The 26,458-nt window shown below is 63.1% G+C and carries 24 protein-coding genes; 9 read left to right on the plus strand and 15 right to left on the minus strand.

From position 1 onward, the window contains the following. Window positions 1-56: 56 nt before the first annotated feature. Window positions 57-893, plus strand: a complete 837-nt coding sequence (locus AC5ZGW_RS29160) for a caspase family protein (RefSeq protein WP_130231469.1) — start codon at window positions 57-59, stop codon at window positions 891-893. Window positions 894-1,001: 108 nt separating this feature from the next. Here AC5ZGW_RS29160 and AC5ZGW_RS29165 read toward each other — a convergent pair whose 3' ends face one another. The 6 genes from AC5ZGW_RS29165 to AC5ZGW_RS29190 form a co-directional block, all read right to left on the minus strand. Continuing rightward, a complete protein-coding gene (locus AC5ZGW_RS29165; protein ID WP_130231470.1) occupies window positions 1,002-1,883 on the minus strand; it encodes an efflux RND transporter periplasmic adaptor subunit in 882 nt (293 codons plus the stop codon). A 140-nt stretch (window positions 1,884-2,023) separates the two neighbouring features. Continuing rightward, window positions 2,024-3,856 (minus strand): carbamoyltransferase family protein, encoded by a 1,833-nt coding sequence (locus tag AC5ZGW_RS29170; protein ID WP_130231472.1) that lies wholly within the window; start codon window positions 3,854-3,856, stop codon window positions 2,024-2,026. A gap of 10 nt (window positions 3,857-3,866) precedes the next feature. After that, window positions 3,867-4,016, minus strand: a complete 150-nt coding sequence (locus tag AC5ZGW_RS29175) for a DUF5989 family protein (RefSeq protein WP_165435635.1) — start codon at window positions 4,014-4,016, stop codon at window positions 3,867-3,869. 10 nt (window positions 4,017-4,026) lie between these two features. Next, complete coding sequence (locus tag AC5ZGW_RS29180) at window positions 4,027-4,446, minus strand: hypothetical protein (protein ID WP_130231474.1); 420 nt, start codon at window positions 4,444-4,446, stop codon at window positions 4,027-4,029. Between the two features lie 533 nt (window positions 4,447-4,979). Next, entirely contained in the window at window positions 4,980-5,984 is a 1,005-nt protein-coding gene (locus AC5ZGW_RS29185) for an SGNH/GDSL hydrolase family protein (RefSeq protein WP_130230254.1), read from the minus strand. Window positions 5,985-6,088: 104 nt separating this feature from the next. After that, a complete protein-coding gene (locus AC5ZGW_RS29190; RefSeq protein ID WP_130230256.1) occupies window positions 6,089-6,583 on the minus strand; it encodes a MarR family winged helix-turn-helix transcriptional regulator in 495 nt (164 codons plus the stop codon). 81 nt (window positions 6,584-6,664) lie between these two features. Between AC5ZGW_RS29190 and AC5ZGW_RS29195 the strand changes: the two genes are divergently transcribed. Continuing rightward, on the plus strand, window positions 6,665-7,096 hold the full coding sequence (locus tag AC5ZGW_RS29195) for an anthrone oxygenase family protein (protein WP_165435588.1): 432 nt from the start codon (window positions 6,665-6,667) through the stop codon (window positions 7,094-7,096). A gap of 77 nt (window positions 7,097-7,173) precedes the next feature. Here the strand turns inward: AC5ZGW_RS29195 and AC5ZGW_RS29200 are convergent, their stop codons facing one another. Then, window positions 7,174-7,359 (minus strand): hypothetical protein, encoded by a 186-nt coding sequence (locus AC5ZGW_RS29200; protein WP_080663593.1) that lies wholly within the window; start codon window positions 7,357-7,359, stop codon window positions 7,174-7,176. Between the two features lie 796 nt (window positions 7,360-8,155). Then, window positions 8,156-10,165, minus strand: a complete 2,010-nt coding sequence (locus AC5ZGW_RS29205) for an AsmA family protein (RefSeq protein WP_130230260.1) — start codon at window positions 10,163-10,165, stop codon at window positions 8,156-8,158. Window positions 10,166-10,356: 191 nt separating this feature from the next. Between AC5ZGW_RS29205 and AC5ZGW_RS29210 the strand changes: the two genes are divergently transcribed. Continuing rightward, window positions 10,357-11,031: a Crp/Fnr family transcriptional regulator gene (locus tag AC5ZGW_RS29210; protein ID WP_130230262.1), complete on the plus strand. Its 675-nt coding sequence runs from the start codon at window positions 10,357-10,359 to the stop codon at window positions 11,029-11,031. Window positions 11,032-11,033: 2 nt separating this feature from the next. On the opposite strand, the gene AC5ZGW_RS29215 is transcribed toward AC5ZGW_RS29210, so the two are convergent. The 4 genes from AC5ZGW_RS29215 to AC5ZGW_RS29230 form a co-directional block, all read right to left on the minus strand. Beyond that, window positions 11,034-14,177, minus strand: a complete 3,144-nt coding sequence (locus tag AC5ZGW_RS29215) for an efflux RND transporter permease subunit (RefSeq protein ID WP_130230264.1) — start codon at window positions 14,175-14,177, stop codon at window positions 11,034-11,036. After that, the gene (locus tag AC5ZGW_RS29220; protein ID WP_130230266.1) at window positions 14,177-15,112 is read right to left on the minus strand and encodes an efflux RND transporter periplasmic adaptor subunit; all 936 of its coding nucleotides are present in this window, start codon (window positions 15,110-15,112) and stop codon (window positions 14,177-14,179) included. The genes AC5ZGW_RS29215 and AC5ZGW_RS29220 overlap by 1 nt, the downstream gene beginning before the upstream one ends. Window positions 15,113-15,264: 152 nt before the next feature. Then, window positions 15,265-15,924, minus strand: a complete 660-nt coding sequence (locus tag AC5ZGW_RS29225; protein WP_130230268.1) for an OmpA family protein — start codon at window positions 15,922-15,924, stop codon at window positions 15,265-15,267. A gap of 147 nt (window positions 15,925-16,071) precedes the next feature. After that, on the minus strand, window positions 16,072-17,559 hold the full coding sequence (locus tag AC5ZGW_RS29230; RefSeq protein ID WP_463327073.1) for a caspase family protein: 1,488 nt from the start codon (window positions 17,557-17,559) through the stop codon (window positions 16,072-16,074). Window positions 17,560-17,929: 370 nt separating this feature from the next. Between AC5ZGW_RS29230 and AC5ZGW_RS29235 the strand changes: the two genes are divergently transcribed. After that, window positions 17,930-18,736, plus strand: a complete 807-nt coding sequence (locus tag AC5ZGW_RS29235; RefSeq protein ID WP_463327072.1) for an N-acyl homoserine lactonase family protein — start codon at window positions 17,930-17,932, stop codon at window positions 18,734-18,736. Window positions 18,737-19,120: 384 nt separating this feature from the next. Here the strand turns inward: AC5ZGW_RS29235 and AC5ZGW_RS29240 are convergent, their stop codons facing one another. After that, window positions 19,121-19,654 (minus strand): MarR family winged helix-turn-helix transcriptional regulator, encoded by a 534-nt coding sequence (locus tag AC5ZGW_RS29240; protein WP_130228955.1) that lies wholly within the window; start codon window positions 19,652-19,654, stop codon window positions 19,121-19,123. 133 nt (window positions 19,655-19,787) lie between these two features. Between AC5ZGW_RS29240 and AC5ZGW_RS29245 the strand changes: the two genes are divergently transcribed. The 5 genes from AC5ZGW_RS29245 to fahA all read left to right on the plus strand — a co-directional run bounded on the left by AC5ZGW_RS29245 (window position 19,788) and on the right by fahA (window position 25,385). Continuing rightward, window positions 19,788-21,401: an FAD-dependent oxidoreductase gene (locus AC5ZGW_RS29245; RefSeq protein ID WP_130228956.1), complete on the plus strand. Its 1,614-nt coding sequence runs from the start codon at window positions 19,788-19,790 to the stop codon at window positions 21,399-21,401. Window positions 21,402-21,408: 7 nt separating this feature from the next. Continuing rightward, the gene (locus AC5ZGW_RS29250) at window positions 21,409-21,639 is read left to right on the plus strand and encodes a DUF2783 domain-containing protein (protein ID WP_028162352.1); all 231 of its coding nucleotides are present in this window, start codon (window positions 21,409-21,411) and stop codon (window positions 21,637-21,639) included. 12 nt (window positions 21,640-21,651) lie between these two features. Next, window positions 21,652-22,608: an MBL fold metallo-hydrolase gene (locus AC5ZGW_RS29255; protein WP_130228957.1), complete on the plus strand. Its 957-nt coding sequence runs from the start codon at window positions 21,652-21,654 to the stop codon at window positions 22,606-22,608. Window positions 22,609-22,610: 2 nt separating this feature from the next. Next, a complete protein-coding gene (hmgA, locus tag AC5ZGW_RS29260; RefSeq protein WP_165435476.1) occupies window positions 22,611-23,957 on the plus strand; it encodes a homogentisate 1,2-dioxygenase in 1,347 nt (448 codons plus the stop codon). A 156-nt stretch (window positions 23,958-24,113) separates the two neighbouring features. Next, a complete protein-coding gene (gene fahA, locus AC5ZGW_RS29265; protein WP_130228959.1) occupies window positions 24,114-25,385 on the plus strand; it encodes a fumarylacetoacetase in 1,272 nt (423 codons plus the stop codon). 100 nt (window positions 25,386-25,485) lie between these two features. Here the strand turns inward: fahA and AC5ZGW_RS29270 are convergent, their stop codons facing one another. After that, window positions 25,486-25,797: a DUF1272 domain-containing protein gene (locus tag AC5ZGW_RS29270; protein WP_130228960.1), complete on the minus strand. Its 312-nt coding sequence runs from the start codon at window positions 25,795-25,797 to the stop codon at window positions 25,486-25,488. An 86-nt stretch (window positions 25,798-25,883) separates the two neighbouring features. Beyond that, window positions 25,884-26,360, minus strand: a complete 477-nt coding sequence (locus AC5ZGW_RS29275) for an Lrp/AsnC family transcriptional regulator (protein ID WP_165435477.1) — start codon at window positions 26,358-26,360, stop codon at window positions 25,884-25,886. Window positions 26,361-26,458 lie beyond the last annotated feature (98 nt).

Consider the following 26,458-nt stretch of genomic DNA (forward strand, 5'->3'; position numbering starts at 1 on the left):
CGGCTATGACGCGACTATACAGTCGCGCCTTGGTCAACGATTGGGATCCGAAACGCATGAAGCTCAGGCAGCTCTCCCTTTCCGACCGCACGCTCATCGTCGCCGCCGCTTGCGTTGCGATGGTGTCGCTGGCGATCGGCGCGCATGCTGCGCTGAACAAGCGGCCGCTGGACGCGCCGAAGGCGGTCGCGACCGAGCAGGGTGTCGTGCCCGTGCAGGCGTCCCGCGTCGCCCTGATCATCGGCAACGGCCATTATCCCGACGCCAACCACCCGCTGCAGCAGCCGATCAACGACGCCCGCGATCTGGGCGCGGCGCTGCGCGGCAGCGGCTTCGATGTCGACGTCGTCGAGGACGCGACCAAGGACGATATGAGCCGCGCCGTCGAGCGCCTGAAGGCCAAGGTCGGGCCTGATACCGTGGTGATGCTGTTCTTCGGCGGCTTCGGCGTGCAGGCCGGCCGCGAGAGCTTCATGCTGCCGGTCGACGCCGCGATCTGGAAGGAAGGCGATGTCCGCCGCGATGGCCTCAGCGTCGAGCACGTGCTGGCCGCGATGGACGAGAAGGGCGCCAAGGCCAAGCTCGCAGTGCTGGATGCCTCCCGCCGCAATCCCTATGAGCGCCGCTTCCGCTCCTACAGCCACGGGCTCGCCCCGATCAGCCCGCCCGAGAACACGCTGGTGATATCATCGGCGACGCCCGGCAAGGTCACCGAGGAATCCAAGGCCACCAACAGCGTGCTGGTCTCCGAGCTCCTGAATAACCTGAAAACCCAGGGCGGCATCGAATCCGCCTTCAACAAGACCCGCGTCTCGATCTCCCGCGCCAGCGAAGGCGAGCAGGTCCCGTCGGTGTCGTCGTCGCTGCTGGAAGACATCCGCCTCGGCGGCTGAGAAAAACTCATTCGTCATGCCCGGGCCTGACCCGGGCATCCATCCAGCAAAGCGGCTCTTCAAGTTGCGATGGATTGCCGGGTCGAGCCCGGCAATGACGGCGAGCCGTCACTTCCCCTCCGCGCTCGCCATCACCGGCCGCACCGGGTCGCCCTCGCGCAGCAGGGCCCCCGCGCGCGCCACCACGATGTCGCCTTCCTGCACGCCCTCGCGGATCTCGACCTGTCCGGCCTGCATCAGCCCGGTCTCCACCCGCCGCGTCTCGACGCGGTCGCGCTTGACCACCTGCACCACGGTGCCGGCGCTGCCATAGAGGATCGCGGTCAGCGGCACCGCGACGCCGCAGCTCTGCCCGGTCTTGATCTGCGCGCGGCCGGATGAATTCACCAATAGCCGCCGCGGCGCATTGATGCCGACGACGACCTGGCCGAGCTGGCTGTTCGGCTCCACCGTCGGCGCCACCCGCCGCACCTTGCCGTCCATCTCCCCGGCGCCGATCACCTTGATCGATGCCGTCTGGTTCGCCTGCAGCTTGCCGAGGTCCCGCGTCGGCACCATGCCGATCAGGTCGAATTCGTTGCGCGCGATGATCGAGAACAGCGCCTCGCCCTTGCCGCCGGCGATCGTGCCGACGATCGCGCTCGAGGCCGAGATCGTCCCCGCCACCGGCGCGGTGATGTTGAGCTGCCCGCCCTCGGGCAGGTTCAGCCGCGCCAGCATCTGCCCCGCGGTAACATTATCCCCCGGATCCGCCATCACCTCCGCCACCTTCAGCCCGAACCGTTCGGGACGCACCTGCGTCTCCTCCCGCGGCATGATGATCCCGGAGACTTCGACGATATTGCCGAAGCAGGTTTTCGAGGCCTTCAGCACGGTGACGGTCGCCCCCTTTGGGCTCTCGGGCTCCTCGGCGGCGAGGGTGGGGGAGATGGTGGCCGCGGAGAGGGCGGCGGCGAGGAGGGTGAGAGAGAGGTCGCGCGCTGCAGGCATGGGTATCGTCGCTTAGCCTCAAGTTTCAGAATCTATGGATACCAGAGCGATCGCAAAGAGCAAAGCAAGGTGGGACAAGCGTCTAAGGCAAGCATCTCTGCGCGAAACCGCTGGCACGAGCGCGCTCGTCTCTCAGTTCATCAGTCGAGCTCGAATGCATTTTTGTAGTCGAGCTTTAGCGAGGGGGGCTGGTCCTCCTTATTCAGGAAGCAATTCCCGACGACCAACACCTCGATATCGGTGCCCATAAAGCAGCGGAACGCATCTTCCGGCGTGCATACGATTGGCTCTCCACGAACGTTGAAGCTAGTGTTGACCAGCACTGGACACCCCGTCTCAGCCTTGAACGCAGTCAACAAATCATGAAATCGCTTATTGGTATCGGCATGGACAGTTTGTATCCGCGCCGAATAGTCGACATGAGTCACGGCCGGGATTTCAGACCGCGGGATATTGAGGCGATCGATGCCGAACAACTCGTGGTCGCCTGGGTTGGCGGGCCGCCGGCGTCTGTGCACCACGTCAGCGACGATCTGCATGTAGGGACTGTCGCCGTCGAGATCGAACCAGTCGGCCACGTCCTCGCGCAGCACAGCTGGCGCGAACGGGCGGAAGCTTTCGCGAAACTTGACCCGCAGATTGAGCGAACTCTGCATAGAGGGCGATCGGGGATCGCCGAGAATGGAGCGCGCGCCCAACGCCCGCGGGCCAAATTCCATTCGCCCCTGAAACCAGCCAACCGCTTTCTCCGCAACCAGTGCCTTGACCGTGCTTTGAATGATTGCGTCGTCGTCAAGCTCTGTGAACGCGGCACCGGCCTGCCCAAGACGGTCTCTAATCTCGAATTGCGAGAAGGATGGCCCTAGATACCCGCCGGCCATTGCGTCACGCGCGGGTGCCGTACGTGGCCGACCTGCAAACTGATGGTAGGCAGCCAGCGCCGCGCCGACGGCGCCTCCGGCATCACCCGCCGCCGGCTGCACCCAGATATTCTCAAACGTGCGGTCGCGCAGAATTTTGCCGTTGGCGACGCAATTGAGCGCCACCCCGCCGGCAAGGCAGAGATTTTGCGACAGTCCCTCGCGAGCCAGACTGCGCGTGAGCCGTAGCACAATTTCTTCGGTCACCTGCTGGACCGAGGCAGCCAGATCCATATGGCGCTGTTCCAGCCGTTCCGAGGGATCGCGCGGCTTGCCGCCGAACAACGCTTCGAACCGGCCGTTGATCATGGTAAGGCCGGTGCAATAATCGAAATAATCGAGATCAAGTCGGAAACTGCCGTCATCCCTGAGATCGACGAGATGTTCGAGGATCAGGTCGGCGTATTTCGGCTGGCCATAGGGAGCGAGCCCCATCACCTTGTACTCACCGGAATTGACTTTAAAGCCGGTGTAATAGGTAAAGGCGGAATACAGCAATCCAATCGAGTGCGGGAAGTTGATTTCGCGCCGCAGGTCGAGCGTATTGTCTCTACCGTAGCCGGCCGACGTTGTCGTCCACTCACCGACGCCATCAAGAGTAAGAATGGCAGCCTCGCTGAAGGGTGAGGCAAAGAACGCGGATGCCGCGTGGCTCTGGTGATGATCGGCAAACAGCAGCTTTGCTTCCCAATCGACAGTGCTGTCGATTTCCCGCAGATGGTTGCGAAGCACGCTTTTTTGAAACAGCTTTTCCTTGAGCCAGACCGGGATCGCTTTACGGAACGAGTGAAACCCGCGCGGAGCGAAGGCGAGGTAGGTTTCGAGCAACCGTTCGAATTTCAGGAACGGCTTTTCGTAAAACGCAACATAATCGATTTCGCTCGCTTTGATTTTTGCCTCTGCAAGGCAGTAGCGGCTGGCGCACGCGGGAAAGCGTGGGTCGTGTTTCCGTCGTGTGAAGCGCTCTTCCTGGGCGGCGGCGACGATCTTGCCGTCGACCAGGAGAGCCGCTGCGCTGTCATGGTAGAATGCTGAAATGCCGAGGATGCGCACGAGGCCCCGCTTAGAACAGCGTGTAGACGAACGGCGCCAGCGCCGATCCTTTGGTCAACACCAATAGTCCGCCAAGAACAAGCATCACGGCAAAAATCGGGATCAGCCAAAACTTGCGCCGAGCCCGAATGAACGCAAACAGCTCTCGCATGAACGACATCTGGCCTGCCTTAGAATTGCTGCTGCATGGATTCAGACGGCGGCCGCGGATCGGAGCGCGGCAGCCAATAAGTTGGCGACGAAGCGTCACGTGCGAGCCGGAGGAAATCCTTGCCGAATAGGCGCATGGCCAATCCGATCGGCATGATCGCACCGAAGAAGAGGATGGCCATGACAACGGGATTGACTATGCGGTACATCAAAAGCCCCAGCTTTAGCCATGCACGGTTGGCAAGGCCCAAGGACTGCGGGCGCCAAAGTGTCAGTCCTGCGAAAACGATCGCGATGCAAAGCCAGACCGGAGCGTGGGACGAGCCGCTGTATAATCCAACGAGGCCGATCAGGGCAAAGACTGCAGCCATCGTGCCCCCGAAGCTGCGGTCGCTCGGTCCGACCACGACCTCGTCATGTTCGAAATTCAATAACTGCATCAGGCGCTCTCGGCCAGTTTAGACGAAACGTGATCACTTCTACTAAGTGCTCTCGCAGTGCGCCAGCACTATTTAAAGCTGTAATTTGTACATTTGCTTCTCCTGACTCCCCCCTTGGCCGGCCGACTCGACAAGCCATAGGCGGCTCGGTGTTGGTCATATGCTGCGAAGGGACCGCGACGAGTCGATGTCGCAGTTGGGTCACGCTCGGAACAGCTGCCCGTGAGCACGACAATTCCGCTTTACCGCAGCAGACGAGTCCGGGATTAGATCGGGGAGTGCCTGAGACTGCCGAGTGAGATCCGGCATGTTGGCGGCGCGAAGCTCTACTAAAGGATGATCCGGAAAAGTGGCTACCGGTTTTCCCTCGCGACAAACGTGAAGCGTTTGCGCGGAGATCATGCTCAAACAAGGTGCTAAAGCGGGAGGACGATTCGACGAAAAGTCGTCACGCTTTAAGCGTCCGAGTCGGGCCAATTGCGCGGACGTCGCGAGATCGTTCTGACGCTACTTCGCTTGGGATTGGCGGTGCACTAATTCCTTTGCGCGGCGGCGTCATGGTGACCGATGTTGTTCATGGACAGTAGGCCCAGAATGCGCTCAGCCACGAATTCATGACCATCGGGCGTCCAATGAGGGCCGAACCCTACGGCTTCTTTATAGAACGCGGCACCTTCGAGTTTCGCGAACGCGATTCGGTTCTCCTCTAGGTAGCCGACCATCTTTTCGTCGCGGCCTTGGATCCCAACCAAGAATTTGGCGCCATTCCCTTCCACGAATTCGCGGATCTTCCCCACCAGTTTTTCGGTGGGGTCCGGCACAACCAATGGCGGATACCTAAGCCGCATATAGACATCCACTGCCAGCCGCGCCAGCCAAAGGTTTCTCACCAGCCACTCATCCTTGAAGTAGAGCAGGTGCGATTTCGGGACTGGCTGTCCCGTCAGCATCAGCGACCCATCCGGTTGGGTCGCGAAGTAAGGTTTATAGTAGTTATAGGCGCGGAGATTTGTACTGTTATCCGACCGGTCGTTATCCGCGCAAAAGATTAGCACGACGACAGCCGGCTTAACCTTCGACCACAATCGCTTCAGCAGCAGATACTCCTGATCGGTTCCATAGCCCGCAACCCCTGCCGCCAGAATCTTGTAGTCGGGGATCTTTGGCTTCAACAGCTCGGTGAAGCGTTCGTTGGCTTCGGAATCGAGGCCCCAGACAAAGGAGTCCCCCAAGAACATGATCGTGGGCTTTGTGTCGAGGCTGAACTCCTCGTCACGCAGACGAAGGCTATTGTGCTTATAGTGTGTCGTGCGAAAAGTCGTGATGGCGCCTGAAGAATTTGGCGCCGGCGTCCAGCCGAGCTCGGCGTCATAGCCGTAGTTGAGTGACAGTTCGCTCAAGGTTTCTCTCAGTTCCCGAAAGTCGAGAAGGCGAAGAAAAACTTCCAATACGGCGAGGGTCGCGAGCGTAATACCCAACGACAGACAAGCCGATACAAATACATTCCGGACCCAGTTTCGTTTCGTCAAATGTTTCATCTTTGCGTTTCTCTGCTATCCAAAGCATCATAATCAACGAACGATTACTCGGTAAGCTATCGGCTTTCGGACAGGGTTTGAAGTGGTGTGGCTAACCGCGTGGCTCAGAGCTTCGTATTGCGTTCTTCTATTTTCATCTGCGGCTCAATCTCCAATCGCTCTCGCACCGCCTTGAGCACCGCATGCGCTGAGACGGCAGCCTTCACTCCAATCCCCCTCGCCAGCTTCCTCGCCCACGGCCTCTGCCTTCGCTCGGCGGTGCGATAAAGCGCCTCGCCCCTTTTCGTCAGGCGCACCAGTTTGGCGCGACGGTGGTGGGGGTTGTCGGCGAGGGTGACGATGCCTTCTTCGACGAGTTCGTTGACGATGCGCTGCACGCCCTGGCGGTGCAGGCCCATGGAGCGGGCGAGGCGGGCGACGGGCTCGGCCGTTGGCGACAGCGCGATGGCGCCCAGCACCTGCCAGCGGGCGCTGGTCAGGCCGAGGTCGGCGACGAGGCGGTCGCCGGCCGCGATCAGGCCGCCGTTCAGGCGGAACACTTCCAGGATCAGTTGCGTCAGCGCGTCGGTTTCGCGGTCGGCTGAGGGGCTTTGTTGCATGTCGACATAGTTCCAAATTGACAATATACTGTCAATTTGGATAGAAGAGGGCGTATCGGCTTTGCCGTGGAGGGAGCAATGGTGCCCGGACTGTTCGCCCTCATCACCGCGGCGGCGTTTGCCGGAGCAGCGTTCTATATCAACGTCGCCGAGCAGCCGGCGCGGCTCTTGCTCGACGATGCGAGCCTGCTGCGGCAATGGAAGCCGAGTTATGCGCGCGGCTTTGCGATGCAGGCGAGTCTTGCCGTCATCTCGGCGCTATCAGGATTTCTCGCGAGTTGGCAGTTGCAGGATTGGCGGTGGTCGGTCGCGGCGGTGCTGATGCTGGCGAACTGGCCCTACACGCTCTTGGTGATGCTGCCGACCAACAAGCGGATCGAAGCATGGCCGCCCGAACAGGCGAATAGCGAGTCGCGTGGGCTCGTCGTTTCCTGGGGCTGGATGCACGCGGTGCGCACGGCGCTGGGTCTGGCTGCAACCGCGATCTATCTGGCGCTGGCGGTCAGAGCATGATCCGGAAAAGTGGAAACCGGTTTTCCCTCGCGACAAACGCGTAGCGTTTGCGCGGAGATCATGCTCCAAATAAAATGCTACTTTCCGGCCGCTGCCTCGCGCGCCAGACGCTCGGCTTTCAGCCGCTCACGGTTTTTATGAAAGGCCTCTTGCGCGAGCTGATGCTCTCGCATGGCCTGCTCCGCATCGTGCCGTCGCTGGGCCTCCCTGGCCTTGCGCTGCTCCGGCGTTGGCTTCTCACGGGGTGTGTATGAATCAGACATGCAGCTTCAACGCGCGAGGCGACTAAAGGTTCCCTTCGCGTTGCGCGGCGAGACGAATTATCCCAATTAAATCAATATGATTTGGCCCGTCCAGGCTATCAGCGGAAAATAAACCGCTTCGGTTTCACCCCAAATCACCCCTATAAATCCGCCGTCCCGCCCGGCAAGAGGGGCGGATCGCGATCGTCACGAACGCGCGGCGGGATGCGGTGGACGCGAGGGCCGGCGAACGACGAACGCCCGGCTCTTCGCGGACGGCGAAGTCGTGTGGTCCTGGCGCCCCGACGCTGGCGCTAAGTCCTTGCGGGATGGAAACATCCTTAAGGGATGACGGTGGCAAGAAAGCCCGGTCACCGGGGAGAGCGCGAAGGAAACCGTTAAAACCATTGCGCAGGGAAGGCCGGCGTTGCTCCGGTTGACCTGTGGTCCTACCCCCGTGCTTTTTGTTGCACGGAGCCCACGGGTGCAATCGGCACCCGGCCTTCCCTGCGCCCTCTCTTTCTCGAGACGGGTGAAACAGACGCAAAGCTCGGGCAGTTCGTGCCGCGAGGATGCGGACGCGTGTTTCCTCTGCTGTTTGAAAATAGAATCGGAATCAGGCGCCGTCTTGTCGTCATTGCGAGCCACCGGGTCGGCGCGAAGCGCCGCCCGATGACAGGCTCCGCGAAGCAATCCATGTCGCCGCTTGCGGAGGTATGGATTGCTTCGTCGCTATCGCTCCTCGCAATGACGATGGTGCGAGCGTCCCCACCTCCCCATAAAAAAGGGCAAGTCGGGTGTGAAGACTCGGGGCGCCTCAGCGGTTGAAGAGTTGGCGCAGCACTTCGTTCATCGCCTGGCTGTCCGGCGTGTCGCCGCTGTCGCTTGGCGGCGAAGGTGGGGCGGACTGCGGCTGCGGTTCGGGCTGTTGCGGCTGCGCCGGCGGGATGCTGCGGCGCGGGCGCGGCGGCTGCGCTGCGCTGTTCAGGCCCTGCTGGATCAAATTGCCGATGGTCTCGCCAAGCTGGCCGCCGAGCAGCCCGCCACCTTGGCCGGATTGGCCGTTCGCGCTGCCGCCTTGGGTGCCGGCTCCGCTGCTGCCGCCGAGGAGTCCGCCGAGCGCGCCGTTCGGTCCGAACAGGCCCTTGCCCATCTCGCGCAGCTTGGCATAGGCGGCCTCGGGATTGTCGAGAATGCCCTGCATCTCCGGATAGATGCGCGGGCCGTCCCACGGCCCCTCGATCATCACGGGGATGCCGAGGCCGACCGGATCGCTAGTGCGGCCCTGGCCCTCGGTGGTCAGCACCAGCTTCGGCTCGACGCGGAAGCCGATCATCTTGGTGCCGAGGTCGATGGTGCCGACGCCCGTCATCTTCACCAGCGGGCCGACCAGATTGAGGTCGGTGGTCACCGCCTGGCCCTTGTCGATCTTGAAGGAGGCCGAGAGCTGGCTCAGATCGGTCGCGAGCTGATCGCCCTCCTGCCAGCCGGAGAGCGGGCTCGTCGTCAGCGAGCGGATCATCTGCGCGACATTGAGACCGCGGATCGCGCCATCCCGGAATACGGCGAAGGCCGTGCCGCTCATATTTCCCATGATCGCGCGCTGGCTGTTGCCGGAGGAGCGCACCGCGATCTTCGCCTGCATCCTGCCGTCGAGTTTGTCGAAATCGGCAAGGCTGCGCAGCAGCGGCAGCGCCCGCACATTGTTGAGGTCGGCGCCGAGCGCGTAGGTCGGATTGCTGGCGGAAACGTCGATGGCGAGATCGCCATTGGCGTTGCCCTCATAGGCGCCGAGATTGGCGAGCCGCGCCTTCATGACGCCGCTCATCAGCGTCGCCTCGATCGCCGCCGGCGCGAAACGGCCGTCGCCGATGTTGAGCTCGGCCGCGGAAATCTTCGCCTGCGCGTCGACATAGTTCAGCCCGATGAGGTCGAACGTGGCACTGCTCCAGGGTTGCGCCGCCGTGCCCGCCTGGCCGCGCTCCATCGCCAGCGAGAGCTTCTGGAAGTCGAGATCGAGCTTCACCAGCGGCTTGTTGCTGGCGATATCGACCGAGGCCCAGCCGTTGAACGCGCCGTCGCCGAGCGTGCCGCTGACGCCGTTGAACATCACCACCGCGCCGCTCAGCCGCACCTCCGTTCGCGCCGACAGCGGCGCCTGCAACAGGCCGGGCGCCTCAAAGGCGATTTCGGTCGGGATGTTCTGCCGCTCGATCGGCGCCGCTGGCGCGGTCGCCTTGATCTCGAATTTCAGCGGCTGGCCGCCGCCGCGCCCATTGCCGCTGATGACGATCTTGCGGTCGCTGCCGACGGCCATATCCGCGTTGACAGCCTCGATGCGGCCTTCGACGCGGTCGCGCACATTGGAGAACACGATCGTGCCGCCGGTGACGCTGACATGCTCGATGCCGAATTTGGCCTCGCTGGTCCCGGCGGCGCTGTTCCTTGGCGGCGGAGTGGGCTCGCGCACGCGCTGCAGCGGCATGGTCAGGACCGGACCTACGATCAGGAGGTCGGTGACGTGCGGCTGGCCCGACCACAGGCTCGCCAATGTGACGTCAGCCCGGATGCTGCTCGCGGTCAGGCGGTTGTTGATCTCGCGGTCTTTCGGATCCTGCAGCGCGATATCGTTCAGCGTGATGTTGAGCGACGGCCACAGGCTGATCTTGGCGCTGCCATTGATGGCGAGCCGGTAGCCGGTCTGGCGCTCGACCCGATCCTGGATCGCCGACGTCAGGAAACCGGAGGGGATGCCGATCACGGCAAGCAGCGCGATGACGACGATCACGGTTCCGATCGCGGCGCCTGCGATTTTCAGTGCTCTCATCTCGACATTCCAGACCGCGCCAACGTCACGCGCAAGTTTATCCCGGAAACAGGTTTCCGCTCAAAGCGGCCGAAAATAATCCGCCGCAGCTGCGAACTTATGTGACTTATGCCACACTTCCAGGGGGGTGGATTTTGTTAATCCGGGCCGCAACGCAAGCCGCACGGGAGATTGTTGTGGAAGGCAGTACAATGAGCAAACAGGCCGAATTTGCGGTCATTTTGAAGATGAACCCGATGTTCGCCGATTTGGGCGCGGACGAATTGCAGCGGCTTGCGGGCCTTTGTCACACCCGGCACCTCCAGGCGGGCGAGGTGCTGTTCCAGAAGGGCGATGCCGGTGACGCCCTGTTCGCGGTGCGACGCGGCCAGATTCGCCTCGAGACCGGCGCCTCCGACGGCAACCGGCTGACGCTCAACTTCATGAGGCCCGGTGAACTGTTCGGCGAGGTTGCCGTCCTCGACGGCCAGGACCGCACCCTGGACGCGACCGCCGGCGAAGCAACCGAATTGTTCGTGCTGAGCCGCCAGGATTTTCACCGTTTCCTCGAGCGCGAGCCGAAGGTTGCCGTGAAGCTGATCGAGCTGCTCTGCCACCGCATCCGCTGGATGAGCGAGCGGATGCAGGAGTCGGCGCTGCAGCCCTTGCCGGTCCGCCTCGCCAAGCGGCTCTGTGCGCTGGCCTCCGACTCCGGTTCCGAAGTCCACATTTCGCAGGAACAGCTCGGCACCTGCGTCGGCGCCGCGCGCGAAAGCGTCAACCGTCAACTCCAGCTCTGGCGCAAGGACGGTATTCTGGACGTGCAGCGCGGGCGGATCCTGCTGCACGACATGCCCAAGCTGACCGCGGTGGCGAGGAACGAGTAGCGCTACTCCGCCGCGGGCGACACCATCGTGGGCGGCTGCTTGGCCGGTGGCTCGCCGTGGTGGTCGGAGGGCGGTTCCTCGTCGGCGTGCGAGACGATCAGCCGCTTGCCGAAGCGCCAGATCACGTTGCCGACGTCGTCCATCACCATGAACATCGCCGGCACGAACACCAACGACAGCACCGTCGAGAACAGCAGGCCGCCGATCACGGCGAGCGCCATCGGCGAGCGGAACTCGCCGCCGGCGCCGACCGCCAGCGCGCTCGGCATCATGCCGGCCACCATCGCAACGGTCGTCATCACGATCGGGCGCGCACGCTTCATGCCGGCATCGATCATCGCTTCCTCGCGGCGTTTGCCGGCGCGGATCGCCTCGATGGCGAATTCCACCAGCATGATCGCGTTCTTGGTCACGATGCCCATCAGCATCAGGATGCCGATCCACACAGGCGTCGTGAGCTGCTTGCCGGTGAGCAGCAGAGCGGCGATCGCGCCGCCGATCGAAAGCGGCAGCGAGAACAGGATGGTGATCGGCTGCAGGAAGGTGCCGAACAGCAGCACCAGCACCGCATAGACCATCATCAGGCCGGCGGTGATTGCGGTGGCGAAGCCATCCGAAAGCTCATTGAGGCTTTCGGCGTCACCCGACGGGCTCACCTTGACGCCCTTCGGCAGGCTCTTCATCACCGGCAGTTCATAGATCTGCTTGGTGGCATCGCCGAGCGCGGCGTTGCCGACGAGGTCGGCCGCGACGGTGGCCTGCCGCTCGCGGTCGTAGCGGTTGATGCTGGTTGGCCCCTGATCGAGCTGGATGTCGGCGACAACAGACAATGGAACGCCGCCGCGTTCGCCGCGCTGGCCGAGCGGCACCCGCAATTGCTGCAGCATCTGCAGGTCGCTGCGCGCGCTATCCTCGAGCTGGACGCGGATCGGCACCTGGCGGTCGCCGGCATCGAATTTCGCCAGCGCCGGGCCGACATCGCCGATGGTTGCCACGCGGATCGTCTGCGACAGGCTTTCGGTGGAGACGCCGAGCCGCGCCGCCAGTTCGGAGCGCGGGCGGATGCGCAGTTCGGGACGATCGAGCGCGGTTTCCGAGATCACATTGGCAATGATCGGAATCCGCTTCATCTGCGTCGCCAGCTCGCTTGCGACGTTGTTGACGATATTACTGTCGACGCCGGTCACGACCAGCGAGATCGCGCGCAGGCCGTTCTCGTCGAGAAACCAGTAGCGGATGTCGGGGACGTTCTCGAGCTCATTGCCGATCGAGAGCTCGAGCTCGCGCTGGGTGATCTTGCGCTCGTTCTTTGGCGTGTAGTTGATGATGAGCGCGGCACGCCGCACTTCCTGCGTGCCCGGCGGAACCCGGCCGCCGTCGACGAATATGCTTCTCACCTCCGGCCGCTTGCGCAGGCGCGCGACGATCTCTTCCGTCACCTTCTCGGTCTGCGCAAGCTGCGAGCCCGGCGGCAGCTCCATCGCCAGCAGCGAGCGCGCGGTGTCCTGCGCCGGCAGGAATCCCTGCGGCAGCAGCTTGATGCTCCAGATCGATGCCGCGAAGACGGCAAAGCCGATCACCACTGTGATGTAATGATGCTTCACCGACCAGGTGACCAGGCTGTGATAGGTCCGCAGTATGCGGCCCGGCGGCGGCTCCTCGTGCGCCTGATGTTTGAGGAAATAGGCAGCCAGCATCGGCGTGACAAAGCGCGCTGCAAGCAGCGAGAAGAACACCTGAACCGACACCGTGATGCCGAACTGCTTGAAGAACTGACCGGCGATACCAGACATGAAGCTCGCCGGCGCGAAGATCGCGATGATGGTGAGCGAGATCGCGATCACCGCAAGCCCGATCTCGTCCGCGGCTTCCAGCGCAGCGCGATAGGGCGATTTGCCCATGCGCATGTGGCGCACGATGTTCTCGATCTCGACGATGGCGTCGTCGACCAGGATGCCGGTCGAGAGCGTGATGGCGAGGAAGCTGACGAGGTTGAGCGAGAAGCCCAGAATGTCCATCGCCCAGAACGCCGGGAAGATCGATAGCGGCAGCGAGACCGCGGCGATGATGGTGGCGCGAAGGTCGCGCAGGAACAACAGCACGATGATGACGGCGAGGATCGCGCCCTCGAACAGGGTCGAGATCGCCGCCTCATAGTTGCCCTTGGTGAATTCGACCGAAGTGTCGATCAGCTTGAGATCGACATCGGGGTAGGCGGCCTTCAGCGCATCGATCCGCTTCTGCACCGCGGCGGCGACCACCACATCGCTCGCGCCCTTGGAGCGTTTGATGCCGAGCGCGACCACCGGCTCGCCGTTGAAGCGGGCGAAGGTGCGGCGATCGGCGATGGTGTCGGTCACCGTGCCGAGATCGTCGAGCCGCACCTCGCCGCCGCCGAACAGCGGGATCATGGTGCCGGCAAGCTCGTTCAGCGTCTTGGCGCCGGCGAGCGTGCGGATCGCCTGATCGTTCTTGCCGATCTCGGCGCGGCCGCCGGCGAGGTCGACATTGGTGCCGCGCAGGATCTGGCTGACATTGACGGCTGTCAGCCCCGCCGCCTGCAGCCGGTCGGGATCGAGCGAGACCAGGATCTCGCGCTCGACGCCGCCGATGCGCTCGACCTGGGCGACGCCGCGCACGCCCTGCAGCGCGCGCTTGACCACGTCGTCGACGAAATAGGAAAGCTGCTCCGGCGTCTTGCCCGGTGAAATCGCTGCATAGGTGACGATCGGCAGGCCGATGACGTCGACGCGCTGGATCAGCGGTTCGGTGACGTTTTGCGGCAGGTTGGCGCGGACGCGGGTGACGGCGTCCTTGACGTCGTTCAGCGCGCGATCGGTGTTGGTCTCCAGCGCGAACTGGATCGTGGTCACCGACAGGCCGTCGGTGATCGAAGAGGAGATGTGGCGCACGCCCTCGACGCCCGAGACGCCGTCTTCGATCGTCTTGGTGACCTGCGCTTCCAGTTCCGACGGTGCTGCGCCGAACTGCGACACCGCAACCGAGATCACGGGGATATCGGCGCTCGGCAGCCGCGTGACCGCAAGCTTGGTGAAGGAGACCCAGCCCAGCACCAAAAGGATGATCGAGAAGACGATCGACGGCAGTGGGTTCCGAATCGACCAAGCCGAGATGTTCAAAGCCATTAGCGTGTCCGCGTGCGCTCGAGTTCGTCGGCGAACATGATCTTGATCTGGTCGCCGTCATGCAGCGAGGTGCCAGCGTCGGCGACGACGATTTCGCCGACGTCGAGGCCCTCAAGGATTTCCGTTGAGGTGTCCGAGGTCAGCCCGACCCGCACTTTCCGTGTCTCGATCGTGTTGCCCTTGACGACCTGCAACGTAAGGCGGTCGATCGCGGTGCGCGGAACGGCGACGCCGCAAGAGCGCTTGGCGTCGATATTGGCGCGGGCGAACATGCCGACCTTCAGCGAAGGATTGTTGGTAAGGGATATCCTGACACGGCCGAGCTGGGTGTTGCGGTCGATCTGCGGCGAGATCTGCCGTACCTTGCCGACCATGTCGGGCGCATCGTCGCGGCTGATCCGCACGGTCGCGCCCGGATTGAGCTTCAAGAGGTGAATGCTCGGCACCTCGGCTTCCAGCTCGATTTCGTTGTTGATCGCGATGCGGAACATCGGTCCGGCCTGCGGCGAGGCGGGGGCGCCCACGGCGGTCCGCACCTCGGTGACCAGGCCCGCGGCCGGCGCGCGCAAGGAAAGCGATGCTGCGCGTCCGCCGCCCTGGGCTGCCTGCTGTTGTTGTTGCTGCGGCGGCGGGGTCAGCCGCGCCAGTTCCTGGTTCTCGGTCACGGTGTCGCCCTCGCGGACCAGGACATCGCTGACCTTGGAGCCCTCGTGATCGACGCCAACCTGCGCTTCGCGCCGCGGCACAATATGGCCGGTGACGCGCACCATGTCGGAGAAGCAAGCATTGGTGGCTTTGGTGACGACGACGAGGGCCTGGCCCGGCGTGTCCTTCTCTTCCGGACGCGGCCGGTGCTCGAACCAGTAGTAGCCGGCGCCGAGTGCGACGACGAAGACTGTTCCGAGCACAGGCTTTAGGTATTCGGAGAATTTCATCGCCGGATCGATCCAGACCTGAAGTTTAGCTGAAGCGGAACGCTTCGAATTGTTTTCAGTCTTATTGCTAAAACAAATGCGTCTCGCAGGGGTGCGAGACGCATATTACCCTTAAAATAGCACGTGGCGCTACGCCGTTTACCCGGACGGGATTACTTGGACGCGGTTGCGTTGTTTTCCATGTTCACGACCTGCACACGGCGGTTCGCTTCCGCCAGCGGCTGGCTCGGATCCTTCAGCTTGCTCTTGCCGTAGCCGACGGTGACGAGATCGGAACCGTTGACGCCATATTTGTCGACGAGATAGCGCTTGATCGCCTCGGCGCGGCGCTCGGAGAGGTCCTGGTTGAAGGCCTCGCTGCCGGCGGCGTCGGTGTGGCCGGCTACGACGAAGGTCGAGCCCTTCAGGTCGGCATTGGTCAGAGCGCGGCCCAAGGCCTGCACGGAGGGCAGCGACTTGGCGTTGATCTGCGCCGAATTGTAATCGAAGTTGATCTCCAGATCGATCTTGGGCTTGTCCTTGACGATGGTCGCGATCTCCTCGCGCTCGGCCGACGACAGCGAGCGGGTGGAGCGGCCGCGGATCGTCTGCACGAACTTGTCCTCCGCGGCGTTTGCGGCTGGCTCGACCTTCGGCCCGATCGACAGGCCGCGGGTCAATGGCTTCTTCTCCGGCGTCAGCGCCCTCAGGATCTGCTCTTCGGTGACGTTGTCGCCGGCCCGGGCGGCCACCATGCCAAGGGCAAGCGTGGCGCCGATCGTCGCAACCGAAAGCATCGCAGCAAGATTCTTCTTCGCGGTGATCTCGAACATTGTCAGCCCCCGTTGCGCCGTGCGCGCGATTTCAAATCGATTAGCCAAATCACTGCCGGTGCTCGATCCCGGCCCATCTTAAATTCTTAGTCTCGCACATCCCGTCCGAGGTTCGAGGCCGGACGGAACCAGCTATCAAAATTGTCGTCACTGCACGCCATAATCGGCGAATTCCTTGACGATATTCGGGTCCATCGCCTTGGCGTTGGTGATGTCCAGATCCCCTTCCGCGACCGAGCCGTTGCGCTTCTTGGCAAGCCCGCGTCCGTAGAGAGATGACGTCAACCTGGGATTGAGCTTCAGCGCCGCATCGAAATCGGCAATGGCGTTCTTGGTTTGCCCGCTCTTCAGATTCAAAAGGCCGCGGCTGTCGAGCGCGTCGACGAAATTCGGCCGCAGCCGCAGCGCCTCGTTGCAATCCTTCAGCGCAGCCTGCAGGTCGCCGATCACGGTGCGGGCCCAGCAGCGGTTGTTGTAGGCTTCGACATCCTTGGGGTTTAATCGAAGCGAGTTGTCGAAGTCCTTGATCGCGAGCTCGTAGGCGCCCTTGCTGGCATAGACCTGACCGCGGCGGTAAAGAGCTGCTGCATCATCCGGATTGTCGTTGAGCCGTGCCGTCAGGGTCTTGATGGTCGGATCATCGGCCAGCGTGTCGGCCTGCTTCGGGGCGGGTGGTGTCGACGGTGCGGCGACGTCCGCCGGCCGCGGCATCGGCGGAGGTGGTAATGGCAACTGCTCGGACGGAGGCGGCGCCGTGGTGGTCTGCACCGGAGGCGCGGGCGGCGGCGACGGCGGAGCAGGTGGGGCCGGCGGGGCGACCGCCGACTGAGCCGGCGGTGGCGGCGGAGGTTCGGGCGGCGGCGGGCTCTGCGGCCGCGCCGCTGAACCTGGAACGAAAGAGAAATCTTCCGCGAGCGAAGACGAGATCCACGGCACCTGCTCGCTGCGCGAGGCGCGGGTGACACCGACACGGGTGCGATTCAGCGTCTCTTCCGCCATCAGGTCGGGGGTGCGGATCTCCTTGAGCAATTCCCGCACGAACAGGCTGTGGTCGCTGCCATTGTCCGAGATCACGGACGACAGCGCCGCCGAATACATCACCAGCGTTCCGTTCGGCGCGATCACCGGCGCAAGGCCGGCTGAAAAGCTGCGGAATCGGCGCTCGAACGGGTTGCGCCTGGAAGCATCGATCAGCGCGATCTTGACGCCGGCGCCGCGGCTGTTGATCTCGCCGAGCACCGTCTCGAGGCTGAAACCGTCGCGGCGGACGTCGGCCTCGCTCCAGATCTGGGCATCGATCGGGATCATATAGCTCTGGCGGCTGGACTGGATACCATAGCCCGAGAAGAACAAGAGGACGACCGAGCCCGGCTTGATCTTGCCGTAGAGTCGCTCGAAGGCGTGCCGCATTTGTTCGCCGGTCAGATTTTCCCCGATGTCGACATTGAAGCCGTCGCGCTTGAGCTCGTCGGCGACGTCGCGCGCGTCGTTGATCGGCTCCTTCAGCGGCGCATCCGCGTCCGGATACTTGGCGTTGCCGATCACCAGGGCGAAACGGTCGCCCGCAGCGAAAGAGGGTGCGGTCGAGGCGACGGCAAAAATCAATGTGAGGAGCAAAGCAAAGCAGATGTGCATAATCGCCGCAGTCTAGCCAAAAAGACGCCGATCCCGGTCTGCGCCGCGGCGACCTTACTTCACGCAACCGGCATTATCAAACCGCGCCCATGGGCCGTCAACCACTTGCGCCGTCGTCGTTAATTGCGACAATTAAGCGCGAAGAAGCGGCTTCCGGCAGGGAATGAAGCACGGTTGTTCCGGTGGCAGCGCTGGTTCCGTCGACAACGCCGCGGACCGCAATGCGACACCCCCTCACCCTGACGCCCTCTCACATTGGCTCGCACGGTCCTGTCATGCAGCCGCAGCAGGCCTGCAGGATTTGACCTTTGCGGATGACAATGGCTTGCTTGTCGCGCAAGCGGCCACTCAACCAAGAAAAGCGACGCCAATGGGAAACGCCTACGAGATCTATGCTCTGCGCTATGCGACGATGTCGCCGCGCACCCCGAACATGAACTTTCTTGCGCCCGATCCGCATGAGACCGCGGCGCAGGCCCTCGATTACTTCGTCTGGCTCGTTCGGGGAGCGGGCCGCGACATTCTGGTCGACACCGGCTTCAATGCCGAGGAGGCCGAGCTGCGCGCCCGCAAGCTGACTCTCAATCCGGTCGATGCGCTGGATCGCTTTGGCGTTTCGGCGGCATCGATTCGGGACGTGATCGTCACCCACCTGCATTACGACCACGCCGGCAATCTCGATCGCTTCCCGAACGCTCGCTTCCATTTGCAGGAACGCGAGATGAGCTACGCGACCGGACGATGCATGTGCAATGGCATGCTGCGGCACCCGTTCTCGATCGAGCATGTGACGCTGATGGTTCGCCACGTGTATGGCGAGCGCGTCACGTTCCACTCCGGAGATGGCGAGGTCGCGCCTGGAATCACCGTGCACCGTGTCGGCGGCCATTCAGATGGGCTACAGGTGGTGCGGGTCGAGACCGCGCGCGGCCCCGTGGTGCTGGCATCCGATGCCGCGCATTACTACGCCAATCTGCACAAGCGCAGTCCGTTTCCGATCGTCTACAATATCGGCGACATGGCGATCGGCTGGGAAACCGTCGAGCGGCTCGCCGGACATCCCGATCGTTTCATCCCCGGGCATGATCCAATCGTCGCCGAGATCTATCCGCGCGCGAGCGACAAGGTCGATGCGTATGCGCTGCATCTCGCGCCCTCGCGCTCGTTTGCGAAGTAGGTGTTGCTGGCGCCTTGCGCGTCATTACGAAGCACATCAGCCGCCCCTCATCCTGAGAAGCCTGCGCAGCAGGCGTCTCGAAGGATGAGGCCACCGGCCGGGCCTTATGGTTCGAGACGCCGCTTTGCGGCTCCTCACCATGAGGGTCTCACAACGGTACGTCCTAGAGCATGATGAGATCAGGTCGAATTGGCGCCACGTCGGAGGTGCCTTACCTCTCCCCGACGGAGAGAGGTCGGATCGCATCGTGAGATGCGATCCGGGTGAGGGGGATGAGCTCCATCGAGGAACCGTAACCGCTCACCCGGCGCTGCGCGCCGACCTCTCCCTATGGGAGAGGTGGACAATCGCGGTCACGCCGATTCAACCAAATGACATCATGCTCTAATACGTTTCCTTCGCGTCCGCCTCTTCGCTGGTCTGCACCAGCTCAAGGCCGTGCTCGATCTTGCCGAGCAGTTTTCCGAGTTGCCGCCGCTCCTGCGCCGACAGGCATGAGAAAATCTCCTGCTCCCTTCGGAGCAGGCGCGGGATCAGTTCCTCGTACAGCGCCTTGCCTTTGCGGGTGAGCTGCAGGCGGAATTCGCGGCGGTCGTCGGCATTCTCGACGCGCTCGATGATCTGCCGTTCCATCAGCGTGGTGACGGCGCGGCTGATGGTCGACTTATGTGTCCGCGTGCAATCGGCGATGTATTGCGCGCTGCAGGCTTCGCGGCGGAAGCCGAGCGTCGCCAGCACGCGCCATGAGGGGATGTCGAGCCCGTAGCGCGCCTGATACTCGGCGGAAAGCGCCGAGCTCACCTCCGCCGCCAATCGGTTCAGGCGGAACGGCATGAAGTGGAAGAGGTCGAGCCTTTTCTTGGCCGCCGCGTCCTCCTGCGGCGCGACCGAGTCGGGTTCGAATCGCGTCGCCGCCATGTCGTCGCTCGAAACCGATTTCGTCAAAATGCCTCCGAGGGGGAGTTGACGGCGGTGCCGTCAGGGGGTTTAAGATCGTTGCAAGTGAGACTAATTTAACAGGGCCACGAGGAAGCGGCAAGGGTTTGAGCGGATGACGCAGGGCAAAACCCGGTTCGGCTATCAGAGGCATCCCGACCAGGATCGGGTAGCGGCTAACGCGGCTGAATATCCGGTCGTGGTGGTCGGCGCCGGCCCTGTGGGATTGTCGCTCGCGATCGATCTCGCCCAGCGCGGGCAACCTGTGGTGCTGCTCGACGACGCCGACCGGATCGGCGAAGGCTCGCGCGCGATCTGCTTCGCGAAGCGCTCGCTGGAATATTGGGACCGGCTTGGCGTCGGCGACCGCATGGTCGAGAAGGGCGTGATGTGGAGCGTCGGTAAGATTTTCCATGGCGCCTCCCAGCTCTATCAGTTCAACCTGTTGCCGGAGGACGGTCACAAGCGGCCGGCCTTCATCAACCTGCAGCAATTCTATGCCGAGGCCTATCTGGTCGATCGCGTGCGCGAGTTATCGGCGATCGACCTGCGCTGGCGCAACAAGGTGGTTGCGCTGGAAAGCCGCAACGATGGCGTGGCGCTGACGATCGAGACGCCGGAGGGCGCCTACAGGATTCGGGCTTCCTTCGTGATCGCCTGCGACGGTGCACGCTCGTCGCTGCGCAAAATGGTCGGCGCGGAATTTTCCGGCCAGGTGTTCGAGGACCAGTTCCTGATCGCCGACGTCAAGATGACGGCGGCGTTCCCGACCGAGCGCTGGTTCTGGTTCGACCCGCCGTTCCATGCCGGGCGCTCGGCGCTGTTGCACAAGCAGCCGGACGATGTCTGGCGGATCGATCTGCAGCTCCATCCAGATGCAGACCCGATGCATGAAAGGAAGCCGGAAAATGTCCGGCCGCGGATCGCACGCATGCTCGGCCACGACAAGTTCGATTTCGAGTGGATCTCGCTCTACAAATTCCAGTGCCGGCGGATGGACAAGTTCATCCACGGCCGCGTGATCTTTGCCGGCGACGCCGCGCACCAGGTCTCGCCGTTTGGCGCGCGCGGCGCCAATTCCGGGCTCGAGGACGCCGAGAATCTGTCGTGGAAACTCGACCGCGTGCTGCGCGGGACGTCTCCAGAATCGCTCCTCGAGAGCTATCACATCGAGCGCAGCGCCGCGGCCGATGAGAACATCCGCGAATCCACCCGCTCCACCGATTTCATGGCGCCAAACTCGCGGCAGGAGGCGCGGCTGCGCCAGGCGGTGCTGGCGCTGGCGAAGGAGACCGAGTTCGGCAAGCGCATGGTCAATGGCGGCCGGCTGTCGGTGCCGTCGGTTTACGACACGCCGCTGTCGACGCCGGATGGTGACGCATGGTGCGGCGGGCCACGGCCGGGCGCGTCCATGCCGGATGCGCCGATTGCTGGACGCAGCGGCAATCCGCAGTTCCTGACCGAGGCGTTTATCGGCGCGGGAACGGGGTTCACGCTGCTGGAGTTTGGTAATGGCGCCGCGGTGGATGTGCCGGATGGCGTAAATACGATCCGCATCGGTGGCGACGATGGTTTCGCCGATGCCACCGGTCTCGTCGGCAAGCGGTACGATGCCGAACCCGGCACCGCCTATCTGCTGCGGCCCGATGGCTATATCGCCGCACGCTTCCGTCGCCCGACGCAGCCGCTGTTAGAGGCGGCGCTGGCGCGGGCGACGGGATTCAATTGAGGTTGCCATGGCGCTGTCGACCAGCTCGAACTTCGCAAAACCGGACGATGCCTTCCGCGCCGTCGTCGAAGCGCATCGCGGCTTGACGGAGGCGCAGAGCGCCGATCTCGATGCCGCGCTGGTGCTCGTGCTCGCCAACCATATCGGCGACATCGACGTGCTGCGCGAAGCGATCGCGCTCGCCAAGCGGCGGATGCTGGAGGCGAGCCAGCAGCAGCAACAACAGCAGCAACAATAACGAGGACACCCGATGGCAAAAGGCTTTGCGTCCACCACGGATCTTGCGGAGAAGAAGATCACCTTCTCCGAGATCGGCAGCGATCTCTACGCCTTCACCGCCGAGGGCGATCCCAACACCGCCGTGATCGTCGGCGACGACGGCTGCCTCGTGTTCGACGCGCAGGCGACGCCGGCGATGGCGAACAAGGTGATCGAGCGCGTGCGCACCGTGACCCACAAGCCGATCAAATATGTCGTGCTGTCGCATTACCATGCGGTGCGCGTGCTGGGGGCTTCCGCCTATAAGGCGCAAGCCATTGTCGCCTCGCAGGAGACCTACCGCCTGATCGCGGAGCGCGGCCAGCAGGATTGGGATTCGGAGTATGGCCGCTTCCCGCGCCTGTTCCAGGACGCCCAGAGCATTCCCGGCCTGACCTGGCCGACGCTCACCTTCGAGGGCGAGATGTCGATCTATCTCGGCAAGCGCGAAGTGCGGCTGATGCAGCTTGGCGCCGGCCACACATCCGGCGACATCGTCGCCTGGGTGCCGGATGCCGAGGTGATGTTCTCCGGAGATCTCATCGAATATCACTCGGCCTGCTATTGCGGCGATGCGCATTTGCGCGAATGGCCGATGACGCTGAACGAGATCCGCGCCTTCAATCCCAAGGCGATCGCGCCCGGTCGTGGCGATGCGTTGAAAGGCCTTGCCACTGGGCGCGAGGCGATCGCGATGACGCGTGATTTCGTCACGACGCTCTACGGTGCAGCCGAGGCCTCCGTGGCGAAAGGGCGCACGCTGAAGGAGACGATGGCGGCGACGCGCGAGGTGATGGATCCGAAATTCTCGAGCTTCGCGATCTACGAGCATTGCCTGCCGTTCAACGTCTCGCGCGCCTATGACGAAGCGTCCGGGATCGATGATCCCGTGATCTGGACCGACAAGCGCGACCGCGAAATGTGGGCCGCGCTGCAAGGAGGAGGATGACCATGAACATCAACACCTCGCCTGATGTGATCGCCAAGAGCTCCGCGCAAATCACGCCGGGCTACATGTCCGGCTTCGGCAACAGCTTTGAGACCGAGGCCTTGCCCGGCGCGCTGCCGGTCGGGCGCAACTCGCCGCAGCGCTGCGCCTATGGGCTCTATGCCGAGCAGCTCTCCGGCTCGCCTTTCACCGCGCCGCGCGGCGCCAATGAGCGCTCCTGGCTCTATCGGATTCGGCCGTCCGTGAAACACTCCGGCCGGTTTGAGAAAGCCGATGCCGGGCTGTGGCGCACCGCGCCCTGCCACGAATACGAGATGCCGATCGAGCAGCTCCGCTGGAATCCGGCGCCGATGCCGTCGCAGGAACAGACGTTCCTGCAGGGCGTGCAGACCATGACCACGGCCGGCGACGCCAACACGCAAGCCGGCATGGCGGCGCATGTCTATCTGATCACCAAATCGATGGTGGACCAGCATTTCTACAATGCCGACGGCGAGATGATGTTCGTGCTGCAGCAGGGCAATCTTCGCCTCGTCACCGAGTTCGGCCGCATCGATGCCGAGCCCGGCGAGATCGTGGTGATCCCGCGCGGCGTGAAATTCCGCGTCGAGATCCCGAACGGCCCCGCGCGCGGCTATCTCTGCGAGAATTACGGCGGCGCCTTCACGCTGCCGGAGCGTGGCCCGATCGGCGCCAATTGCCTGGCCAACTCGCGCGACTTCCTGACGCCTGTCGCCAGTTATGAGGACAAGGACACGCCGACCGAGCTCTATGTGAAATGGGGCGGCTCGCTTTGGAAGACGACGCTGCCGCATTCGCCGATCGATGTGGTCGCCTGGCACGGCAATTACGCGCCGTACAAATACGATCTGCGCACCTTCTCGCCGGTCGGCGCGATCGCGTTCGATCATCCCGATCCCTCGATCTTCACGGTCCTGACCTCGCCGTCGGAGACCGCGGGCACCGCGAATATCGATTTCGTCATCTTCCCGGAGCGCTGGATGGTGGCGGAGAACACGTTCCGGCCGCCGTGGTATCACATGAACATCATGTCGGAGTTCATGGGCCTGATCTACGGTGTCTACGACGCCAAGCCGCAGGGCTTCGTCCCCGGCGGCATCTCGCTGCACAACTGCATGCTGCCGCATGGCCCCGACCGCGAGGCGTTCGATCACGCCAGCAATGGCGAGTTGAAGCCGGTGAAGCTAACGGGCACCATGGCCTTCATGTTCGAAACCCGCTTCCCGCAGCGCGTCACCGAATTCGCGGCGAAGTCGGCGACGCTGCAGGACGACTACGCCGATTGCTGGAAGGGACTGGAGAAGCGGTTCGATCCGGGCAGGCCATAGTATAAGCTCTCTCCGTCATTCCGGGGCGCGCGCAGCGCGAGCCCGGAATCCATCTGTCCACCCGTGTCTGTGGCCGAATGGATTCCGGGCCTGCGCCTTCCGGCGCATCCCGGAATGACGAGTGGAGAATGCATCACAAAGATCTGGCAGGAAAGCATGTCCCATCCCAACGACCCAAAACTCCGCTCCTTCATCGACGTCGATCCCGCGTCCGATTTCCCGATCCAGAATCTGCCCTACGGCGTGTTCTCGTCCAAGGACGGTCTGGCTCCGCGCATCGGCGTTGCGATCGGCGATTACGTGCTCGATCTCTGGCAGCTCGCGCAGGACTGCCGCATCGATGTGGTCGAACCCGCGGTATTCGCCGCGTCCTCGCTCAACCCGTTCATGGCTCTTGGTCCAAAGGTCTGGTCGCGCACCCGCGCGCGGATCAGTGAACTCTTGCGCCACGACCATCCCGAGCTGCGCGACAATGAGCGCCTGCGCCAGCGTGCGCTGGTGCCGATGGCCGACGTGAAGCTGCACCTGCCGATCACGGTCGCCGGCTACACCGACTTCTATTCGTCCAAGGAGCACGCCACCAACGTCGGCATCATGTTCCGCGGCAAGGACAACGCATTGCAGCCGAACTGGCTGCACATGCCGATCGCCTATAACGGCCGCGCCTCGACCGTCGTCGTGAGCGGCACGAAAGTGCGCCGGCCGCGCGGCCAATTGAAGCCGCCAAATGTGGAGGTGCCGAGCTTCGGTCCTTGCAAGCGGCTCGATTTCGAACTCGAGATGGGCGCCGTCGTCGGCCAGCCGTCAACGATGGGCGAGATGCTGAGCGAGCAACAGGCCGAAGAGATGATCTTCGGTTTCGTCATTCTGAACGATTGGAGCGCGCGGGACATCCAGCAATGGGAGTATGTTCCGCTCGGTCCGTTCCAGGCCAAGGCGTTCGCGACCTCGATCAGCCCATGGGTGGTGACGCGCGAGGCGCTGGAGCCGTTCCGCCTGCAAGCGCCGATACAGGAGCCCGCGCCCTTACCGTATCTGCGCCAGACGCAGCCGAACAATTATGATCTCACGCTCGACGTAGGCCTGCGTGCGGCCGGGATGAACGAGCCGGCGCGGATCGGCCGCACCAATTTCAAATACATGTACTGGTCGTCGGTGCAGCAATTGCTGCACCACGCCTCCTCTGGCTGCGCCATGAATATCGGCGACCTCTTGGGGAGTGGCACCATCTCCGGGCCAGAGAAGGACCAGCGCGGCAGCCTGCTCGAGATAAGCTGGAATGGCACTGAGCCCGTCGAACTTGCAGGCGGCGTCAAGCGCTCCTTCCTCGAAGACGGCGATTCGCTCGTCATGCGCGGCTGGTGCCAGGGCGACGGCTATCGCGTCGGCTTCGGCGAAGTCGAGGGGACGATCGTGGCGGCGGAATAGCCATACGCCGTCATTGCGAGGAGCGAAGCGACGAAGCAATCCATCTCTCCTCGTGTGGAGGCATGGATTGCTTCGCTTCGCTCGCAATGACGGAGAGGATTCACCGCTGTTCCGACGGAATGTGGCGCAGTCGTGCCGAATGCGCCGCAACATCCTCCAGACTGTATTTCAGATGCACCCGCTTCCCCGACGGCGTTTGCTTCACTGCACACACGCCCGGGCGCCATTCCCGTGACGGCCTTATCGGGCGCGGCGCGAAGCCGCCGCCGCAGTTCGGGCAGACGTTGAACAGTCTGTGCTCCACGCAATCCGCGCAGAAAGTGCATTCATAGGAGCAGATCATCGCCTCCGTCGCGTTCGGCGGCAGATCCTTGTCGCAATATTCGCAGTTCGGTCGCAGTTGCAGCGCCATGGTCGTTTCTCAGGCTGAAGCGGGACGGATCATCGCAAACTAGGCCCGCAATTCGAATGACGGAATTCCCTCGATTTGCGCCATGCTTACTTGCCTAACGCCTTCAACGGCAATTTCGCGCTCTCCTTCAGCCGGTCCAGCACGATCGAAGAGCGCACATGGGCGACGCTCTGGTGCGGCATCAGCACATTGTTGACGATGTCGGACAGGCTCTTGAGGTCGCGCAGCACGGCCTTCAAGAGATAGTCGGCGTCTCCGGTCAGCGAATAGGCTTCCTGGATCGCGTCGACGCGGTTGATCAGCTCCCGGAATTTCTTCGCGTTGTCAGGCGAGTGCGTCGCCAGCGTGATCTGGATGAAGGCGATCAGCTCGAAGCCGAGTGCCTCGCCGGCGAGGTCGGCGTGATAGCCCGAGATCACTTTCTCCTCTTCCAGTCGCATCCGTCGCCGCGAGCATTGCGAGGCCGACAGACCAATGAGATCGGCGAGCTGTTGATTGGTCAGCCGGCCGTCGTCCTGCAATGCGGCAAGGATCTTGAGATCGAAGGTGTCCAACTGGATCATGCGCCATTTGCCGTTACGATGCACAAATTGTGCATGAGACTAGCCCATCGCGCGCCATTTTGCATGCACCTTGCGGCCCGGTCGGCGGAGATTCCGTC

The organism is Bradyrhizobium sp. Crot121, from assembly GCF_059512385.1.

What these genes read in the sequence shown, in the direction of transcription:
- AC5ZGW_RS29160 (WP_130231469.1), top strand. Translation starts at nt 57, where the DNA reads ATGAAGCTCAGGCAGCTCTCCCTTTCCGACCGCACGCTCATCGTCGCC.
- AC5ZGW_RS29165 (WP_130231470.1), bottom strand. Translation starts at nt 1,883, where the DNA reads ATGCCTGCAGCGCGCGACCTCTCTCTCACCCTCCTCGCCGCCGCCCTC.
- AC5ZGW_RS29175 (WP_165435635.1), bottom strand. Translation starts at nt 4,016, where the DNA reads ATGTCGTTCATGCGAGAGCTGTTTGCGTTCATTCGGGCTCGGCGCAAG.
- AC5ZGW_RS29180 (WP_130231474.1), bottom strand. Translation starts at nt 4,446, where the DNA reads ATGCAGTTATTGAATTTCGAACATGACGAGGTCGTGGTCGGACCGAGC.
- AC5ZGW_RS29185 (WP_130230254.1), bottom strand. Translation starts at nt 5,984, where the DNA reads ATGAAACATTTGACGAAACGAAACTGGGTCCGGAATGTATTTGTATCG.
- AC5ZGW_RS29190 (WP_130230256.1), bottom strand. Translation starts at nt 6,583, where the DNA reads ATGCAACAAAGCCCCTCAGCCGACCGCGAAACCGACGCGCTGACGCAA.
- AC5ZGW_RS29200 (WP_080663593.1), bottom strand. Translation starts at nt 7,359, where the DNA reads ATGTCTGATTCATACACACCCCGTGAGAAGCCAACGCCGGAGCAGCGC.
- AC5ZGW_RS29205 (WP_130230260.1), bottom strand. Translation starts at nt 10,165, where the DNA reads ATGAGAGCACTGAAAATCGCAGGCGCCGCGATCGGAACCGTGATCGTC.
- AC5ZGW_RS29210 (WP_130230262.1), top strand. Translation starts at nt 10,357, where the DNA reads ATGAGCAAACAGGCCGAATTTGCGGTCATTTTGAAGATGAACCCGATG.
- AC5ZGW_RS29215 (WP_130230264.1), bottom strand. Translation starts at nt 14,177, where the DNA reads ATGGCTTTGAACATCTCGGCTTGGTCGATTCGGAACCCACTGCCGTCG.
- AC5ZGW_RS29220 (WP_130230266.1), bottom strand. Translation starts at nt 15,112, where the DNA reads ATGAAATTCTCCGAATACCTAAAGCCTGTGCTCGGAACAGTCTTCGTC.
- AC5ZGW_RS29225 (WP_130230268.1), bottom strand. Translation starts at nt 15,924, where the DNA reads ATGTTCGAGATCACCGCGAAGAAGAATCTTGCTGCGATGCTTTCGGTT.
- AC5ZGW_RS29230 (WP_463327073.1), bottom strand. Translation starts at nt 17,559, where the DNA reads ATGCACATCTGCTTTGCTTTGCTCCTCACATTGATTTTTGCCGTCGCC.
- AC5ZGW_RS29235 (WP_463327072.1), top strand. Translation starts at nt 17,930, where the DNA reads ATGGGAAACGCCTACGAGATCTATGCTCTGCGCTATGCGACGATGTCG.
- AC5ZGW_RS29240 (WP_130228955.1), bottom strand. Translation starts at nt 19,654, where the DNA reads ATGGCGGCGACGCGATTCGAACCCGACTCGGTCGCGCCGCAGGAGGAC.
- AC5ZGW_RS29245 (WP_130228956.1), top strand. Translation starts at nt 19,788, where the DNA reads ATGACGCAGGGCAAAACCCGGTTCGGCTATCAGAGGCATCCCGACCAG.
- AC5ZGW_RS29250 (WP_028162352.1), top strand. Translation starts at nt 21,409, where the DNA reads ATGGCGCTGTCGACCAGCTCGAACTTCGCAAAACCGGACGATGCCTTC.
- AC5ZGW_RS29255 (WP_130228957.1), top strand. Translation starts at nt 21,652, where the DNA reads ATGGCAAAAGGCTTTGCGTCCACCACGGATCTTGCGGAGAAGAAGATC.
- hmgA (WP_165435476.1), top strand. Translation starts at nt 22,611, where the DNA reads ATGAACATCAACACCTCGCCTGATGTGATCGCCAAGAGCTCCGCGCAA.
- fahA (WP_130228959.1), top strand. Translation starts at nt 24,114, where the DNA reads ATGTCCCATCCCAACGACCCAAAACTCCGCTCCTTCATCGACGTCGAT.
- AC5ZGW_RS29270 (WP_130228960.1), bottom strand. Translation starts at nt 25,797, where the DNA reads ATGGCGCTGCAACTGCGACCGAACTGCGAATATTGCGACAAGGATCTG.
- AC5ZGW_RS29275 (WP_165435477.1), bottom strand. Translation starts at nt 26,360, where the DNA reads ATGATCCAGTTGGACACCTTCGATCTCAAGATCCTTGCCGCATTGCAG.